Genomic DNA, 15,058 nt, shown 5'->3' on the forward strand with positions numbered 1-15,058 from the left:
GCAGGACGCAGGCTCCCTGAGCCAGCATGCGATTCAGGGCGACAAAAAAGGGCGACTCAGTTGAGTCGCCCTTTTTAATTGTGCTATCCGGTCAGAACTTGTAGTTAAAGTTCGCGCCGTAAAGCCAGGCCTTGCCTTCTGAGTTAAAGGTATAAGGACCTTCTTTCACCGTCACTTTCTGCCCATGCATATAGGAGATGCCCAGATCGACCGAGGCGTTATCATTGAAGGCGTACGAGGTACCCGCACTCAGCCATAAACGATCCTGATCCGGGATGGAGATAGAGCGTTTATCGGCTGGGACCGGGCTGTCATCAAATGCGATACCGGTGCGGAACGTCCAGTTGCTGTCGTAGAAATAGGTGGTGCCCAGCGCGATACGGTAGGCATCGTGGAAGCTTTCATCTTTATAGAACAGCGTCTGGCCCTGAGAACCGGTGGCTTTCAGCTCCTGGAACTGACTCCAGCTGGTATAGGCCATGCTGTAGTGAACCGCCCACTGCGGAGCCACTTTATGCCAGCCCGACACTTCCCACATCTCCGGCAGATTCAGGGTTAACGCGCCCGGAACCGTCGTGCCGTTGGTACCAAAAGGCACGCCTGACACTTCCGGGTTGTTGACCGCATTCAGACGGGAGGACAGATTACTTTTGTAATCGCCATCAAAGTCGATCTTCACCTCTGAACGATAGCTGAAGCCGAAGCGGTTATTTTCATCCACTTCATACAGGATACCGGCATTCCAGCCGTAGCCCCACTCGTCGCCTTTCAGATGGGCAACCTGCGTATCAGCCGGCACGCCGAGTCTCGCGCCTGATTCACCGGCATAGCGTTCAATTTTCGCTTTAGCATAAACCGCATCAAAACCGACGCCCACGCTGAAGTGCTCATTAAACCGGTAAGCGGTGCTGAGGTTTAAATTGCCGGTCATCAGGTCCGTTTTACCGCCGTAGCCGCCAGCGGTGTAACCATTATTAAACTCTGTTGCTAAGCCATAGTTGGAGGTTGCCGATGCGCCAATCCACCACTGATCGTTGATGGGCTGAACGTAATGAATATTGGGTATCCACTGATTCGGGGCGATATTGCTGGCATCCAGGCTGCGACCCGTCGGACTGCGGCCCGTGATATCCACATCCGGGTCAATATAAACCGCACCGATGGAAAACTCCGGGCGATCCATTAACGCCATCGTTGCCGGGTTACGGCTGGCGGATGCCGCCGTATCGCCCATTGCCCCTTCGCCTGAGTAGGCGCGACCTAAACCAATCGTAGAGAACTCATTTAACTGAAACCCAGCTGCGTAAACGTGTGAAGAGACAAGCGCCACTGCAGCCGCCACGGCTGACTTTGCGAACAGGTTCTTATGGTTCATGACCACAACCTCATGTGAATTATTATTTAACGCTATAACGTCGCGTAACAAAGGACGGCGGATTGTAGGGACTGACGGTAAACGCACATATCAGACCAGTGCGGAGAGTATAGGTCCGACCTGTGTGCAAGTTGCAATATTGTTTTTAAAATATTTCAGAGTTGATCGCTTAAAATTCGATCTGCATAACAAAAAGCACCCTGATGAAGACAGCATACCGATTCCAGTTTGTTCTGGATCAATTTTTATTGTGATATTCGTCACTTAGCCATAGTCGCGTGGCGCATCTTATCGCAAGCGGGTAAAATTCCGGCCATAAAATCGCTTAACTCACCCGAAGCCGGGGCAGGAGATAAAGATGACTGATGCCATTAAAAAATGCAGTGCGACCGAAACCGCTGCCTGCTGCTGCGTTGATGTCGGCACCGTAATGGATAATACCGACTGCACCGCCAGCTGGTCAGAGTGGTTTCCGCAGCGACAGGATGCGGAAGCCAAAGCCGCCCGGCTGACTGAGCGTGCCCGTCAGGTGGAATCGGAACCCTGTGTGATTGACGTCCGGTTCAGCGATGTCGATCAGGGCGTGCAGCTGGATATCGATTTCACCTTCAGCTGCCAGGCTGAAACCCTGATTTTCCAGCTCGGCCTGCGTTAACGCCTCTTACGCCGCCTCAGCGCGGCGTTTTTCAATTTCGTGTTTCCCTTCGCACTTTTTCCTTTCTGCTATTGGCGGCTCACCCGCTTGTGGTTAACACTGATCAGGTCAGACCTCTTCAGGCAATGATGCCACAGTCCCGGCTACAGGTGAGAACAATGAGCAAAGCGCAGCCGCTGCTGACGCGTGATGGCGAACGCATCGCAATTACCCACGGGTTACGAACCCCTTTCTTACGCCAGGCGACCGGCTTTCATGGCATTCCCGCCATCGAGCTGGGACGGATGGTGGTCAGCGAATTAATGGTGCGCAGTGAGTTACCGGCAGACGTGATTGAGCTGCTGGTATTTGGTCAGGTGGTACAGATGCCGGAAGCGCCAAACATTGCGCGTGAAATTGTCTTAAGCAGCGGGCTGAATGTGAATACCGACGCCTACAGCGTCAGTCGTGCCTGCGCCACCAGTTTTCAGGCGGTGGCGAATGTGGCAGAGAGCCTGATGGCGGGTACGGTTTCTGCTGCTATTGCTGGCGGGGCAGACTCCTCATCAGTGCTGCCGATTGGGGTCACTAAAACGCTGGCCCGCGCGCTGGTGGATCTCAACAAGGCCCGCAGTCTGGGGCAGAAACTGCATATCCTTAAACGGCTGCGTCCGCGCGATCTGCTGCCGGTGCCGCCTGCGGTGGCGGAGTACTCGACCGGCCTGCGGATGGGGGACACGGCCGAGCAGATGGCGAAAAGCTACGGTATCACCCGTGAGGCTCAGGATGCGCTGGCGCTCCGCTCCCATCAGCATGCCGCCAGAGCCTGGCAATCCGGGGTACTGAACCAGGAAGTCATGGCAGCCTTTGTACCGCCGTGGAAAACCGCAATCGATCAGGACAATAACGTGCGGATGAACGCTAAAGCAGAGGATTACGCCCGACTGCGTCCCGCCTTTGACCGCCAGCACGGCAGCGTTACCGCCGCCAACAGCACGCCGCTGACGGATGGCGCGGCAGCCGTCATTCTGATGCGGGAAGGGCGCGCCAGGGAACTGGGCGTCACGCCGCTGGGCTACCTGCGCAGCTACGCGTTTACCGCCATTGATGTCCAGCAGGACATGCTGCTGGGACCAGCCTATGCTTCGCCGCTGGCGCTGGATCGTGCCGGGGTGAGCCTGGCCAATCTGACGCTGATAGATATGCATGAGGCGTTCGCGGCCCAGACGCTGAGCAATCTGCAGCTGTTTCGTGACGAACGTTTCGCCCGTGAGGTGCTGAACCGGCCGCATGCGCTGGGCGAGGTCAACGAAGAGCGTTTCAACGTGCTGGGCGGTTCCATCGCCTATGGCCATCCTTTTGCCGCCACGGGCGCGCGTATGATTACCCAGACGCTTAATGAACTGCGCCGCCGTGGTGGCGGGCTGGGACTGGTCACCGCCTGCGCGGCGGGTGGTCTGGGTGCGGCAATGGTTCTGGAGGCCGAATAATGGAGCAGAATGCCTTTCAGCTGACGATGCGACAGGATCACGTCGGCATTATCACGATTGATGTCCCTGGCGAGAAGATGAACACCCTGAAAGCGGAATTTGCTGGCCAGATTGCCGCCATCATTGCGGAAGCGCGACGCGATCCGCAGCTGGCGGGACTGGTCCTGATCTCCGGCAAAACGAACAATTTTATCGCGGGCGCGGACATCAGCATGATTGACCGCTGCCAGAGTGCGCAGGAAGCTGAAGCGCTGGCGAAGCAGGGCCAGGAAGTGATGGCGATGATCGACGCGCTGCCTTTTCCGGTGGTGGCGGCCATTCACGGGGCCTGTCTGGGCGGTGGGCTGGAGCTGGCGCTGGCCTGCGATGCGCGCATCTGCTCGCTGGATGATAAAACTCGCCTCGGCTTGCCGGAAATACAGCTCGGCTTGCTGCCTGGCTCTGGCGGGACGCAGCGACTGCCGCGTTTAATCGGCGTTCAGCAGGCGCTGCCGCTGATGCTGACCGGCAAAAGTCTGCGCGCGAAGCAGGCGCGAAAGCTCGGCGTCGTCGATGATGCGGTTCCCCGCCCGATCCTGCTGGAGACCGCGATTGCGCGGGTGAAAAAGGGCAAGGTCAGCGGACGCGTCCTGCCGCTGCGCGATCGGCTGCTGCATGGCCCGGTCGCCCGCCAGGCGCTGTTTGCGCTGGCGACACGCCAGACCGCGGCGAAAACGCAGGATAACTATCCGGCCGCCAGACGGCTGATTGAGGTGGTGCGCATCGGGCTGGAGCAGGGCAGCCGCGCCGGCCATGATGCGGAGGCGCGCGCCTTTGGCGAACTGGCGATGACGCCGGAGTCCGTTGCGCTGCGCGGACTCTTCTTTGCCACCACGGCGATGAAAAAGGAGCGGGGCGGTGAAGCTGAACCTGCGACCGTGAAGCGTGTTGCGGTGCTGGGCGGCGGGCTGATGGGCGGCGGCATTGCCAGCGTCACCGCGATCAACGCCGGGTTGCCGGTGCGCATCAAAGATATCAGCCTGGAAGGCGTCAGCCATGCGCTGAAAACCAGCTGGGACCTGCTCAGCAAAAAGGTCCGGCGTCGTCAGCTGACCCCGGCAGCGCGCCAGCAGCAGATGGCGCGCATCACAGGTGGCATCGATTACCAGGGATTCTCGCAGCGCGACGTGGTGATCGAAGCGGTGTTCGAAGATCTTGCCCTGAAGCAGCAGATGGTGCACGACGTCGAGGCACACTGTCAGCCGCATACCCTGTTTGCTTCCAACACCTCTTCGCTGCCGATTGCGGATATCGCCGCCGGGGCGCAGCGTCCTGAGAATGTCATCGGGCTGCACTATTTCAGTCCGGTGGAAAAAATGCCGCTGGTGGAGGTGATCCCGCATCTGAATACTTCGGCCACGACGCTGGTTACCGTTGTGGCACTGGCGCGCAGTCAGGGCAAGACGCCGATCGTCGTTGCAGACAAGCCGGGTTTCTATGTCAACCGCATCCTGACCCCCTATATAAATGAAGCGATGCGCTGTCTGCTGGAGGGGGAGCCGATTGAGCACATCGACCGGGCGCTGGTGAAGTTTGGTTTTCCGGTTGGTCCGCTTCAGCTGCTCGATGAGGTGGGCATTGATGTCGGCAGCAAAATCAGCCCCATCCTGCATCAGGCCTATGGTGAACGCTTTGCCGCACCCGCCGCGTTTGATGCGGTGATCAGGGATGGCCGTAAGGGCCGTAAAAATGGCCGAGGCTTCTATCGTTATGACCTGCCGCGCTGGCAGCGTAAAAAACCGGACGCCTCGCTTTACAGCCTGCTGAAGGTCACGCCGCAGGCCCGGCAGAGTGGGGCACAGATTGCAGAACGCTGTGTGATGATGATGCTGAATGAGGCCGCCCGTTGTCTCGATGAGCAGGTGATTCGCAGCGCCCGGGACGGCGATGTGGGGGCGGTGTTTGGCATCGGTTTTCCGCCTTTCCTGGGCGGGCCGTTCCACTACATGGATAAACTGGGCGCGGCGGAAATGGTCAGCCGGCTGAACCGTCTCGCGCAGCAGCACGGTGAACGATTTGCCCCCTGTGAGGCGCTGATTCAGGCGGCTGCGGAACAGACGAAATTTTACATTTCTCTGTGAAATGGAATAACGGCTCCGATTCAGCGGGTTAGAAAAGCGCCGCCCGCGTGTGCGGCGCAGCATGAATCTGAGAAGTGCTTATTTAATAAACAACCGGTTGACTATACTGAAGCCATTAAGGTAAAACACAGCGTTCATTCGCAGAGTGAAGAGTCTGACGCGTCGCGTCGGGCGATATCGACAAACAACAGCGGTGCTTTATGCAAGTTTTTATCATGCGTCACGGCGATGCGGCTCTGGAAGCAGCAAGTGATTCAGTCAGGCCTTTAACCTTATGTGGCTGTGATGAATCGCGTCAGATGGCCCACTGGCTTAACAGCCAGACGCCGGACATCGAGCGTGTCCTGGTCAGTCCCTATTTACGCGCGCAGCAGACGCTCGCCACCGTGCGTGAAGCCTATCCCCTGCCGGAAGGCCAGGACGTGTTACCGGAGTTAACGCCGGGTGGCGATCCGGGTCTGGTCGGCTGCTATCTGCAGGCGCTGGCGAACGAAGGGGTGAAATCGGCGCTGGTCATCTCCCATCTGCCCCTGGTGGGCTACCTGGTTTCCGAACTCTGCCCGCAGGAAACCCCACCGATGTTTGCCACTTCCGCCATTGCCTGCGTCGAGTTCGATCCGGCAGAGAGTGCCGGTAAACTGCTGTGGCAGGTCAGTCCGAAGAAGCTGGCGAAAGCCATCTGACGACGAGGGGCCGATGACACCGGCCCTGTCAGGGCAACTCAGGCGGTTGCCACTCCTCAATCTCAATCAGCACCAGCAGCGCAGCATCACCGCCGAACATTTTCGGCGCCTGATGAAACGCCATGACCCACGGATGCTGGGCCAGCCACAGCGGCGTCTGCTGCTTCAGAATATGTTTTCCATGTCCGGTCATGACGCTGGCGCAGAACAGATGTTCACGGCGGCAGGCGGCGATCAGTGCGCCCAGCTCCTGCTTGGCCTGCATCTGCGTTAAGCCGTGCAGGTCGAGAAAAATCTCCGGGGTATAGTCGCCCCGGCGCAGTTTTTTCAACTCAAAATGGCTGACATCGGCGCGCACGTAACGGGTAGCCCCTTCGGTCGAGAGCAGGGGCTGAAACTCATCCGAAAAGTAATGGCTGTTGTCCGCCTGCTCGGAAAGCAGACGCTTTACCGGAATCTCGCGGGTTTTTACCGGCGCTTTATGGACATAAGTGTCCTGTTTTAACTGACGTGTCCCCGTCATTAACTGGCGAAACAGCGCCTCATCATCCGGGCTTAGCGGTGTTTTTTTACTCATGGCAGGTCAGTCTTATCAGAAAAGGCTGTCACACAGCAGAGCTGATACCTTACCGTTAAGTGTCATTAATTGTCAGCTTTTTCACCTCGCTGCGCTGAATTCTCCCCGGCTTCATGGCACACTATCGGCCGATTTAGCAAAAGGCCTGCGGAGGGCTACGTGGACAAAATTTTCGTCGATGAGGCAGTGAACGAACTGCACACCATTCAGGACATGCTGCGCTGGGCGGTAAGCCGCTTTTCCGCTGCCGGAATCTGGTACGGACATGGCACAGACAATCCCTGGGACGAAGCCGTTCAACTGGTCCTGCCGTCTCTCTGGCTGCCGCTGGATATTCCGGAAGATATGCGCAACGCGCGTCTGACCGCCAGCGAACGTCTTCTGATTGTCGAGCGCGTCATTCGTCGCGTTAACGAGCGTATTCCGGTCGCCTACCTGACCAACAAAGCCTGGTTCTGCGGTCACGAATTCTTTGTTGATGAGCGCGTGCTGGTGCCGCGTTCACCGATTGGCGAACTGATCGAGAACCGCTTTGCCGGTCTTATCAGCACGCCACCCGCGCATATTCTGGATATGTGCACCGGCAGCGGCTGCATCGCGATTGCCTGCGCTTACGCCTTCCCGGAAGCGGAGGTCGACGCCGTCGATATCTCGACCGGTGCGCTGGCGGTGGCCGAACAGAATATTGAAGAACATGGCCTGATCAATCAGGTCACGCCGATTCGTGCCGACCTGTTCCGCGAACTGCCGCCGCTGAAATATGACCTGATCGTCACTAACCCGCCTTATGTGGATGCGGAAGATATGGACGATCTGCCCAATGAATATCGCCACGAACCGGAGCTGGGTCTGGCGGCGGGCAGCGATGGTCTGAAGCTGGTGCGCCGCATTCTGGCCTGCGCGCCTGATTATCTCAGCGAGCAGGGCGTTCTGGTCTGCGAAGTCGGTAACAGCATGGTGCATATGATCGAGCAGTATCCCGATGTGCCCTTTACCTGGCTGGAATTTGACAACGGCGGTGACGGGGTCTTTACGCTGACGCGCCAGCAGATCGTCGACGCACAACACCATTTCTCTTTTTACAAAGACTAAAAGTGGGGCGAAGCCTCGCCCGCCGAACCCTGACAAGGAAACAGCATGGCCGGAAACAGCATCGGACAATTTTTTCGAGTAACTACCTTTGGCGAGTCCCATGGTCTTGCGCTGGGCTGCATCGTTGATGGGGTGCCACCGGGCATCCCCCTGACCGAAGCGGATATCCAGCATGACCTCGACCGTCGTCGTCCTGGCACCTCGCGCTATACCACGCAGCGTCGCGAGCCGGATCAGGTGAAAATTTTGTCCGGTGTGTTTGAGGGTGTGACCACCGGCACCTCTATTGGCCTGCTGATTGAGAACACCGATCAGCGGTCGCAGGATTATGGCGCGATCAAAGATCTCTTCCGTCCCGGCCATGCCGATTACACCTACGAGCAGAAGTATGGTCAGCGCGACTACCGTGGCGGTGGCCGCTCTTCGGCGCGTGAAACCGCGATGCGCGTGGCCGCCGGTGCGATAGCGAAGAAGTATCTGCAGATGAAACATGGTGTGGTGGTGCGCGGCTATCTGGCGCAGATCGGGGATATCGCCTGTGAGCTGAAAGACTGGAGCATCGTGGAAGAGAATCCCTTCTTCTGCCCGGATGCGGAGAAGCTGGAGGCGCTGGATGAACTGATGCGCGGCCTGAAAAAAGAGGGCGACTCCATCGGGGCTAAAGTCACGGTCATGGCTGACAACGTGCCGCCTGGCCTGGGCGAACCGGTCTTTGACCGTCTGGATGCCGACCTGGCGCACGCGCTGATGAGCATCAACGCGGTAAAAGGGGTGGAGATCGGTGACGGCTTCGCGGTGGTCAGCCAGCGCGGCAGCCAGCATCGGGATGAAATCCGTCACGATGGTTTCCAGAGTAACCACGCCGGCGGCATTCTGGGCGGCATCAGCAGCGGTCAGACCATCAGCGCCAACCTCGCAATGAAACCGACCTCCAGCATCACCGTGCCGGGTAAAACCATTACCCGCGATGGCGAAGAGGTGGAGATGATCACCAAAGGCCGCCACGATCCCTGCGTCGGGATCCGCGCCGTGCCGATCGCCGAGGCGATGATGGCGATCGTCCTGATGGATCATCTGCTGCGCCAGCGGGCGCAGAACGGTGACGTTAACAGCACCGTGCCGCGCTGGTGATGGCATGAAGGCACTTCTGCTTACTCTGAGCGCGCTGTTGTTCAGCGCCTCCAGCCTGGCGGCGACGCCGTGGCAGCGTATTCAGCAGCCCATCAGCGGCACACCGCAGTCCATCGGCGGCTTTGCGAATGGCTGTATTATTGGCGCCCGGGCACTGCCGCTCAATTCACCCGACTATCAGGTGATGCGTCAGGATCAGCGTCGTTATTTCGGTCATCCCGATCTGATTGCGTTTATTCAGCGGCTGACGACCCGCGTGCACAACCTGCAGCTGGGTAATGTGCTGATTGGGGATATGGGCATGGCGGCTGGCGGACGTTTCAGCAGCGGTCACGCCAGCCATCAGACCGGGCTGGATGTCGATATCTGGCTGCAACTGCCGAAAACCCGCTGGACCGCGCAGCAGCTGCTGAAGCCGCAGCCGCTGGATCTGGTCGGGCCGGGTGATAAAAACGTGATTGCGCGCCACTGGCAGCCGGAAATCGACAGCCTGATTAAACTGGCGGCGAAAGATGATGATGTCACGCGCATCTTCGTCAACCCGGCAATTAAAAAGCAGCTTTGTGCGGATGCCGGTGCCGATCGTGACTGGCTGCGCAAAGTGCGTCCCTGGTTCGCGCATCGGGCGCATATGCATGTGCGGCTGCGCTGCCCGACCGGCAGTATCGGCTGTGAAGATCAGCCGCCACCGCCTCCGGGCGATGGCTGTGGCGCAGAGCTGCAGAGCTGGTTCCTGCCGAAGCAGCCCGAATCGGGCGCGCCGGTGAAACGTGAACCGCCGCCGTTACCGCCTGCCTGTCAGGCTCTGCTGGATAAACATCTACTGTAAGGGATTCCATGGAGTGGTTCGTGGTCAGTCCGCTGCTGGTCGGGCTGCTGTTTCTGATTGCCATGCTCGCCGGTTTTATTGACTCGATTGCGGGTGGCGGGGGGTTGCTGACGGTACCGTCGCTGCTGGCGGCGGGTCTCTCACCGGCTCAGGCGCTGGCGACCAATAAACTGCAATCGGTCGGCGGGTCGTTCTCGGCCAGCCTCTACTTTGTGCGACGCGGCGCAGTTAATCTGAGTGAGCAGTGGCTGAATATCGCCATGACGCTGCTGGGGTCCGTGCTGGGCGCGGTGCTGATCCAGCGCCTGCAGGCGGACTTTCTGCGTCAGATGCTGCCGCTGTTTTTGATCGCGATTGGCTTGTGGTTTCTGCTGATGCCGCGTCTCGGTGAAGAAGACCGGGCGCGTCGCCTGCACGGCCTCGCCTATGCGCTGGTCGGGGGCGGTGCCGTGGGCTTCTATGACGGATTTTTCGGGCCGGGCGCGGGCTCTTTCTATGCGCTGGCCTTTGTCACGCTCTGCGGTTACAACCTGGCGAAGGCGACAGCCCATGCCAAAGTTCTCAACTTCACCTCTAACGTGGGCAGTCTGCTGTTCTTTATGTTCGGCGGCAAAGTGGTGTGGGGAACCGGCCTGATTATGATGCTCGGCGCGTTCTGCGGCGCGCGTCTGGGCGCCCGGCTGGTGCTGAGCCGCGGGCAGAAACTGATCCGCCCGATGGTGGTGATTGTCTCTGCCGTAATGAGCATAAAACTCCTGTGGGACAGCCATGGCAGCGCCGTGATGGCGTGGCTCTCCACACTGCAATCGTAACTTTTTACGTGATAACGTCATGAACCCGACCCATCATTATGAACAGCTGATTACGCTGTTCGATCGCTGCTTCAGCGATGAATTTCAGACACGCCTGATTAAAGGCGACGATGAACCGATCTATCTTCCTGCTGATGCAGAGTCGCCGTGGAACCGGGTGGTTTTTGCCCACGGCTTTTACGCCAGCGCCCTGCATGAGATCTCTCACTGGTGCATCGCCGGTGAGGCACGCCGCAAACTGGTCGATTTTGGCTACTGGTACTGCCCGGATGGCCGCGATGCGCTGACCCAGAGCCAGTTTGAAGCCGTTGAAGTGAAGCCACAGGCGCTGGAGTGGATGTTTTGTATGGCGGCGGGCTTTCCCTTCAACGTCAGTTGTGACAATCTCGACGGAGATTGTGAGCCGGATCGCATTGCGTTTCAGCGTAAGGTACATGCTCAGGTCATGAGCTATCTGACGGCGGGTATTCCCGCGCGTCCCGCGCGTTTTATTACCGCCCTGGCGGAATTTTATGGCAGGCCTTCATTAACAGCGGCGCAGTTTCCCTGGCCGGACGATCTGTGATGCAGGATGACATTATCAAAAGAGGAATTGAGATGATCGCAGAATTTGAAGCGCGTATCCTGGCCCTGATTGACGACATGGTCGAGCATGCCAGTGACGATGAACTGTTCGCCAGCGGTTATCTGCGCGGGCATCTGACCCTGGCGGTCGCTGAAGTGGAGCAGCTGGATGAGCATACGCCAGAAGCGCTGCAGGTTCAGGTGACCCGCAGCCTGCAGAACGCCATTGCCGCAGGCGAACTCTCACCGCGCGACCAGGCGCTGGTGGTCGGCATGTGGGACAACCTGTTTGTTCAGGCGCGCCAGCTCTCCGCATGATATGACAGGGCGGTAAGCGCCGCCCTGCAGACCCGCTTTACACCGCTTTCCCCTTCAGCAGTTTCCTGACCCAGTAGCGATTCGGATTGAGTGCTGCCAGCGTGGTCGCATCCAGCGGCTGTGGCTCACCTGCCAGCTGGGCGGCCAGCACCTCGGCCGCCAGCGGTGCGCTGCATAAGCCGCGCGAACCCAGCGCACCAAACAGATAAAGCCCCGGCAGATCGGGCGCGTCAGTAATCTGACTGCCTGCCGCAAGCCGGGCCGGTAAATCGGCATACTGTGCCAGCGTCGCGGCATAATCGGGCACGCCGCCCACCATCGGCAGGTGATCGCGCGTGGCGCAGCGCACGCCCATTCTGGCTTCTCCCTCACTGACATCCACCGTTTCCGCCCAGCGGCTGTCAGGCAGACAGTGCAGCAGTCGACTGCGATTCTCCTGCTGATCCGCCTCGCGATAACGCGTTGCGGTTTCACCACGATGGTAGCTGGCACCGATACAGTGGGTACCAAACTGGGTGCTGACCGGCGTCAGATAGCCGTCGTAACAGAGCACGGTCTGCAGCGCGCTGAGGGCAGGCGTGGCGGGAACATGGCTTACCTGACCCGCTACCGGGTAGGCTGGCAGCGGGGCGCTTTGCGCAAAGTCGGCGATCGCGTGACCGTTTGCCAGGACCACCGCAGAATGGTGAACCGCCGGGCGGTCGCTGAAGGTCAGCGTCCAGCCATCTTCCTCTTGAGAAAGCCCGCTTACCCGGTGCAGCCAGTGAATGCGTAAGCCCTGTGTCTCGCCATGGGCGAGCAGCGCGGTGGTCAGCTCAGCCGGTGAGAGCCAGCCGCCCTCCGGATAGAAAATGCCGCCGCAGCCCAGCGCTACCTTCGCCCGGTTTTCCGCCTCTGCGACATCGACGCCGCAGGCGAGGGTTTCAGGCAGATCCATCGCCAGCATCTGTTCGATCTTTTTGCGGCTTTTTTCATCCCAGCCCAGTTGCAGTACGCCACTCCACTCATGCTCAAAGGTGACCCCGCTCTGGTCGTAGAGTCGCCGGGCAAAGCTGAATGCCGCCGGGAAGAAGGTGGCGAGGGCCGGGTCGTGCTGATTGAGCAGCGGATAGAGTGCGCCCTGCCGGTTACCGGAGGCACCCAGCGCGGGCGCCTCATCGGCGCAGTAGAGCGTTACCCGCCAGCCTCGGCGCAGCAGCGCCAGCGCCAGGGTCGCGCTGGCCACGCCGCCGCCAATCAGGGCGACCTCCCGCTGCGCCGCCGGACGGCGATGATACCAGGGCTGCGTGCCGGATAGCAGAGGCGCATCCTGCAGGCTGCCGCACAGCATTTCGCGCTTCGGACCAAATCCTTTGCGGCGGGTGACATCAAATCCCGTCTCCTGCAGACCGCGCCGCACAAACCCTGCAGCAGTAAAAGTCGCGAAAGTCCCCTGTGGACGCGCCAGCTTCGCCATCATGCTGAACAGCGCGGGCGTCCACATATCGGGATTCTTTGCGGGCGCGAAGCCATCGAGGAACCAGGCATCGACCTGACGATGCAGGCTCTCATCCACTTTTTCCATCAGCAGGTTGATATCGCCCAGCCACAGATCCAGCGTGATGCGCCCGCCGTCAAACAGCAGTCGCTGGCAGCCGGGCAGGGCAGCCGGCCACTGGGCCTGCAGCGCTTCTGCCCAGGGGGCAAGTTCGGGCCAGTGCTGATGCGCCGCGATCAGATCCGCGAGGGTTAACGGAAATTTCTCAAAGCTAATGAAATGCAGACGTTTTACTGTCGCACCAGGCTGTTCACGCTGAAAGGCGTCAAAGGCCTGCCACAGAGTAAGAAAATTCAGGCCGGTACCAAACCCGCTTTCCGCCACGATCAGGAGATCGCGCGGATGCGCCGCAAAACGCTGCGGGAAACCGTTGCCGCCAAGGAACACATAGCGTGTCTCTTCCAGACCGTTGTCGTTAGAGAAATAGACGTCGCCAAACGCTCGGGAAACAGGTGTACCCTGTTCATTCCAGTTTAGCTGCGCATGTTTAACCGGGGTTAATTTCACGGGAAAGGCTCGTTTTTCAGGCAGTGGCGCGATTTTAACGACCCAGGTCACATGACGCAAATTTACAAAAGGAAATAGCTGATCGGACTTGTTCGGCGTACAAGTGTACGCTAGAGTGCATGCCAATTACGAAGAAGTGGATGAGGAAGATTGAATGAAACGTGCTGTGATTACTGGCTTAGGGATCGTTTCCAGTATTGGTAATAACCAGCAGGAAGTGCTGTCATCTCTGCGTGAAGGACGCTCTGGCATCACCTTTTCTGAAGAGATGAAAGATTCCGGCATGCGTAGTCACGTCTGGGGTAACGTCAAATTAGATACCACCGGCCTCATCGATCGCAAAGTTGTGCGCTTTATGAGTGATGCGTCCATCTATGCTTATCTCTCCATGGAAGAAGCGATTAAAGATTCCGGCCTGACTGATGAAATGTATCAGAGCAACCCGCGTGTAGGGCTGATTGCAGGTTCGGGCGGTGGTTCCCCGCGCTTCCAGGTCTTTGGTGCTGATGCAATGCGCAGCCCACGCGGCCTGAAAGCGGTTGGCCCTTACGTGGTCACCAAGGCGATGGCTTCTGGCGTCTCTGCCTGTCTCGCCACGCCATTCAAAATTCATGGCGTAAACTACTCGATCAGCTCCGCCTGTGCCACCTCTGCGCACTGTATCGGTAACGCCGTTGAGCAGATTCAGCTGGGCAAACAGGATATCGTTTTTGCCGGCGGCGGCGAAGAGCTCTGCTGGGAAATGGCCTGTGAGTTCGACGCCATGGGCGCGCTCTCCACCCGTTACAACGACACACCAGAAAAAGCGTCACGCACCTATGACAACGAGCGCGACGGTTTTGTTATCGCCGGTGGCGGTGGCATGGTGGTGGTTGAAGAGCTGGAGCATGCGCTGGCTCGCGGTGCACACATCTATGCCGAAATCGTCGGCTACGGTGCGACCTCTGACGGTGCAGACATGGTTGCGCCTTCAGGTGAAGGTGCGGTGCGCTGCATGAAGATGGCAATGAACGGCGTCGACACGCCAATCGACTATCTGAACAGCCACGGTACCTCTACGCCAGTGGGCGACGTGAAAGAGCTGGGTGCGATTCGTGAAGTGTTTGGCGAGAAAACCCCTTACATTTCAGCAACCAAAGCAATGACCGGTCACTCACTGGGTGCGGCTGGCGTGCAGGAAGCGATTTACTCGCTGCTGATGCTGGAGCATGGCTTTATCGCGCCAAGCATCAACATCAACTCACTGGATGCAGCTGCCACCGGTATGAACATCGTGACTGAGCCGATGGAAAAAGAGCTGACGACCGTGATGTCTAACAGCTTTGGTTTCGGTGGCACCAACGCTACGCTGACCATGCGTAAATATCAGGCGTAATCTTTTACGTCAGC

General features: G+C 58.7%; 14 protein-coding genes. 11 read left to right on the forward strand and 3 right to left on the reverse strand.

The window, feature by feature from the left end; genetic code table 11:
• Positions 1 to 91: 91 nt before the first annotated feature.
• The gene (gene fadL, locus HFD97_RS09560; RefSeq protein ID WP_046102298.1) at positions 92 to 1,375 is read right to left on the reverse strand and encodes a long-chain fatty acid transporter FadL; all 1,284 of its coding nucleotides are present in this window, start codon (positions 1,373 to 1,375) and stop codon (positions 92 to 94) included.
• 358 nt (positions 1,376 to 1,733) lie between these two features.
• On the opposite strand from fadL, the gene HFD97_RS09565 reads away from it, so the two are divergent.
• The 4 genes from HFD97_RS09565 (at position 1,734) to sixA (ending at position 6,302) form a co-directional block, all read left to right on the forward strand.
• Positions 1,734 to 2,030, forward strand: coding sequence for a YfcZ/YiiS family protein (locus HFD97_RS09565; protein WP_009088938.1), 297 nt, complete (start codon positions 1,734 to 1,736; stop codon positions 2,028 to 2,030).
• Between the two features lie 158 nt (positions 2,031 to 2,188).
• Complete coding sequence (fadI, locus tag HFD97_RS09570) at positions 2,189 to 3,499, forward strand: acetyl-CoA C-acyltransferase FadI (RefSeq protein ID WP_167431381.1); 1,311 nt, start codon at positions 2,189 to 2,191, stop codon at positions 3,497 to 3,499.
• Positions 3,499 to 5,619 carry a fatty acid oxidation complex subunit alpha FadJ gene (gene fadJ / locus HFD97_RS09575; protein WP_167431382.1) on the forward strand — a complete coding sequence of 707 codons (2,121 nt, stop codon included), beginning with the start codon at positions 3,499 to 3,501 and terminating at the stop codon, positions 5,617 to 5,619. The genes fadI and fadJ overlap by 1 nt, the downstream gene beginning before the upstream one ends.
• Before the next feature lie 200 nt (positions 5,620 to 5,819).
• The gene (gene sixA, locus HFD97_RS09580; RefSeq protein ID WP_009088942.1) at positions 5,820 to 6,302 is read left to right on the forward strand and encodes a phosphohistidine phosphatase SixA; all 483 of its coding nucleotides are present in this window, start codon (positions 5,820 to 5,822) and stop codon (positions 6,300 to 6,302) included.
• A 28-nt stretch (positions 6,303 to 6,330) separates the two neighbouring features.
• Here the strand turns inward: sixA and smrB are convergent, their stop codons facing one another.
• The gene (smrB, locus tag HFD97_RS09585) at positions 6,331 to 6,879 is read right to left on the reverse strand and encodes an endonuclease SmrB (protein WP_009088943.1); all 549 of its coding nucleotides are present in this window, start codon (positions 6,877 to 6,879) and stop codon (positions 6,331 to 6,333) included.
• 159 nt (positions 6,880 to 7,038) lie between these two features.
• Between smrB and prmB the strand changes: the two genes are divergently transcribed.
• From prmB to HFD97_RS09615, 6 genes are read left to right on the forward strand one after another with little or no spacing between them, the layout of a single operon-like run.
• A complete protein-coding gene (gene prmB, locus HFD97_RS09590; protein ID WP_009088944.1) occupies positions 7,039 to 7,971 on the forward strand; it encodes a 50S ribosomal protein L3 N(5)-glutamine methyltransferase in 933 nt (310 codons plus the stop codon).
• 45 nt (positions 7,972 to 8,016) lie between these two features.
• Positions 8,017 to 9,102 carry a chorismate synthase gene (gene aroC / locus HFD97_RS09595; RefSeq protein WP_009088945.1) on the forward strand — a complete coding sequence of 362 codons (1,086 nt, stop codon included), beginning with the start codon at positions 8,017 to 8,019 and terminating at the stop codon, positions 9,100 to 9,102.
• 4 nt (positions 9,103 to 9,106) lie between these two features.
• Entirely contained in the window at positions 9,107 to 9,931 is an 825-nt protein-coding gene (mepA, locus tag HFD97_RS09600) for a penicillin-insensitive murein endopeptidase (RefSeq protein ID WP_167431383.1), read from the forward strand.
• Between the two features lie 8 nt (positions 9,932 to 9,939).
• Entirely contained in the window at positions 9,940 to 10,743 is an 804-nt protein-coding gene (locus HFD97_RS09605) for a sulfite exporter TauE/SafE family protein (RefSeq protein WP_009088951.1), read from the forward strand.
• Positions 10,744 to 10,762: 19 nt separating this feature from the next.
• Positions 10,763 to 11,308, forward strand: coding sequence for an elongation factor P hydroxylase (locus HFD97_RS09610; protein WP_009088952.1), 546 nt, complete (start codon positions 10,763 to 10,765; stop codon positions 11,306 to 11,308).
• 32 nt (positions 11,309 to 11,340) lie between these two features.
• Positions 11,341 to 11,625 (forward strand): YfcL family protein, encoded by a 285-nt coding sequence (locus HFD97_RS09615; protein WP_009088954.1) that lies wholly within the window; start codon positions 11,341 to 11,343, stop codon positions 11,623 to 11,625.
• Between the two features lie 37 nt (positions 11,626 to 11,662).
• On the opposite strand, the gene mnmC is transcribed toward HFD97_RS09615, so the two are convergent.
• The gene (mnmC, locus tag HFD97_RS09620) at positions 11,663 to 13,669 is read right to left on the reverse strand and encodes a bifunctional tRNA (5-methylaminomethyl-2-thiouridine)(34)-methyltransferase MnmD/FAD-dependent 5-carboxymethylaminomethyl-2-thiouridine(34) oxidoreductase MnmC (protein ID WP_167431384.1); all 2,007 of its coding nucleotides are present in this window, start codon (positions 13,667 to 13,669) and stop codon (positions 11,663 to 11,665) included.
• A 154-nt stretch (positions 13,670 to 13,823) separates the two neighbouring features.
• Between mnmC and fabB the strand changes: the two genes are divergently transcribed.
• Positions 13,824 to 15,044, forward strand: coding sequence for a beta-ketoacyl-ACP synthase I (gene fabB, locus HFD97_RS09625; RefSeq protein ID WP_009088958.1), 1,221 nt, complete (start codon positions 13,824 to 13,826; stop codon positions 15,042 to 15,044).
• Positions 15,045 to 15,058: the final 14 nt, after the last annotated feature.

Source organism: Pantoea sp. EKM103V (assembly GCF_011800365.1).
In the GTDB taxonomy this organism is placed as follows: domain Bacteria; phylum Pseudomonadota; class Gammaproteobacteria; order Enterobacterales; family Enterobacteriaceae; genus Pantoea; species Pantoea anthophila.

What these genes read in the sequence shown, in the direction of transcription:
- fadI (WP_167431381.1), top strand. Translation starts at nt 2,189, where the DNA reads ATGAGCAAAGCGCAGCCGCTGCTGACGCGTGATGGCGAACGCATCGCA.
- fadL (WP_046102298.1), bottom strand. Translation starts at nt 1,375, where the DNA reads ATGAACCATAAGAACCTGTTCGCAAAGTCAGCCGTGGCGGCTGCAGTG.
- HFD97_RS09615 (WP_009088954.1), top strand. Translation starts at nt 11,341, where the DNA reads ATGATCGCAGAATTTGAAGCGCGTATCCTGGCCCTGATTGACGACATG.
- smrB (WP_009088943.1), bottom strand. Translation starts at nt 6,879, where the DNA reads ATGAGTAAAAAAACACCGCTAAGCCCGGATGATGAGGCGCTGTTTCGC.
- fabB (WP_009088958.1), top strand. Translation starts at nt 13,824, where the DNA reads ATGAAACGTGCTGTGATTACTGGCTTAGGGATCGTTTCCAGTATTGGT.
- sixA (WP_009088942.1), top strand. Translation starts at nt 5,820, where the DNA reads ATGCAAGTTTTTATCATGCGTCACGGCGATGCGGCTCTGGAAGCAGCA.
- mepA (WP_167431383.1), top strand. Translation starts at nt 9,107, where the DNA reads ATGAAGGCACTTCTGCTTACTCTGAGCGCGCTGTTGTTCAGCGCCTCC.
- HFD97_RS09565 (WP_009088938.1), top strand. Translation starts at nt 1,734, where the DNA reads ATGACTGATGCCATTAAAAAATGCAGTGCGACCGAAACCGCTGCCTGC.
- aroC (WP_009088945.1), top strand. Translation starts at nt 8,017, where the DNA reads ATGGCCGGAAACAGCATCGGACAATTTTTTCGAGTAACTACCTTTGGC.
- fadJ (WP_167431382.1), top strand. Translation starts at nt 3,499, where the DNA reads ATGGAGCAGAATGCCTTTCAGCTGACGATGCGACAGGATCACGTCGGC.
- HFD97_RS09610 (WP_009088952.1), top strand. Translation starts at nt 10,763, where the DNA reads ATGAACCCGACCCATCATTATGAACAGCTGATTACGCTGTTCGATCGC.
- HFD97_RS09605 (WP_009088951.1), top strand. Translation starts at nt 9,940, where the DNA reads ATGGAGTGGTTCGTGGTCAGTCCGCTGCTGGTCGGGCTGCTGTTTCTG.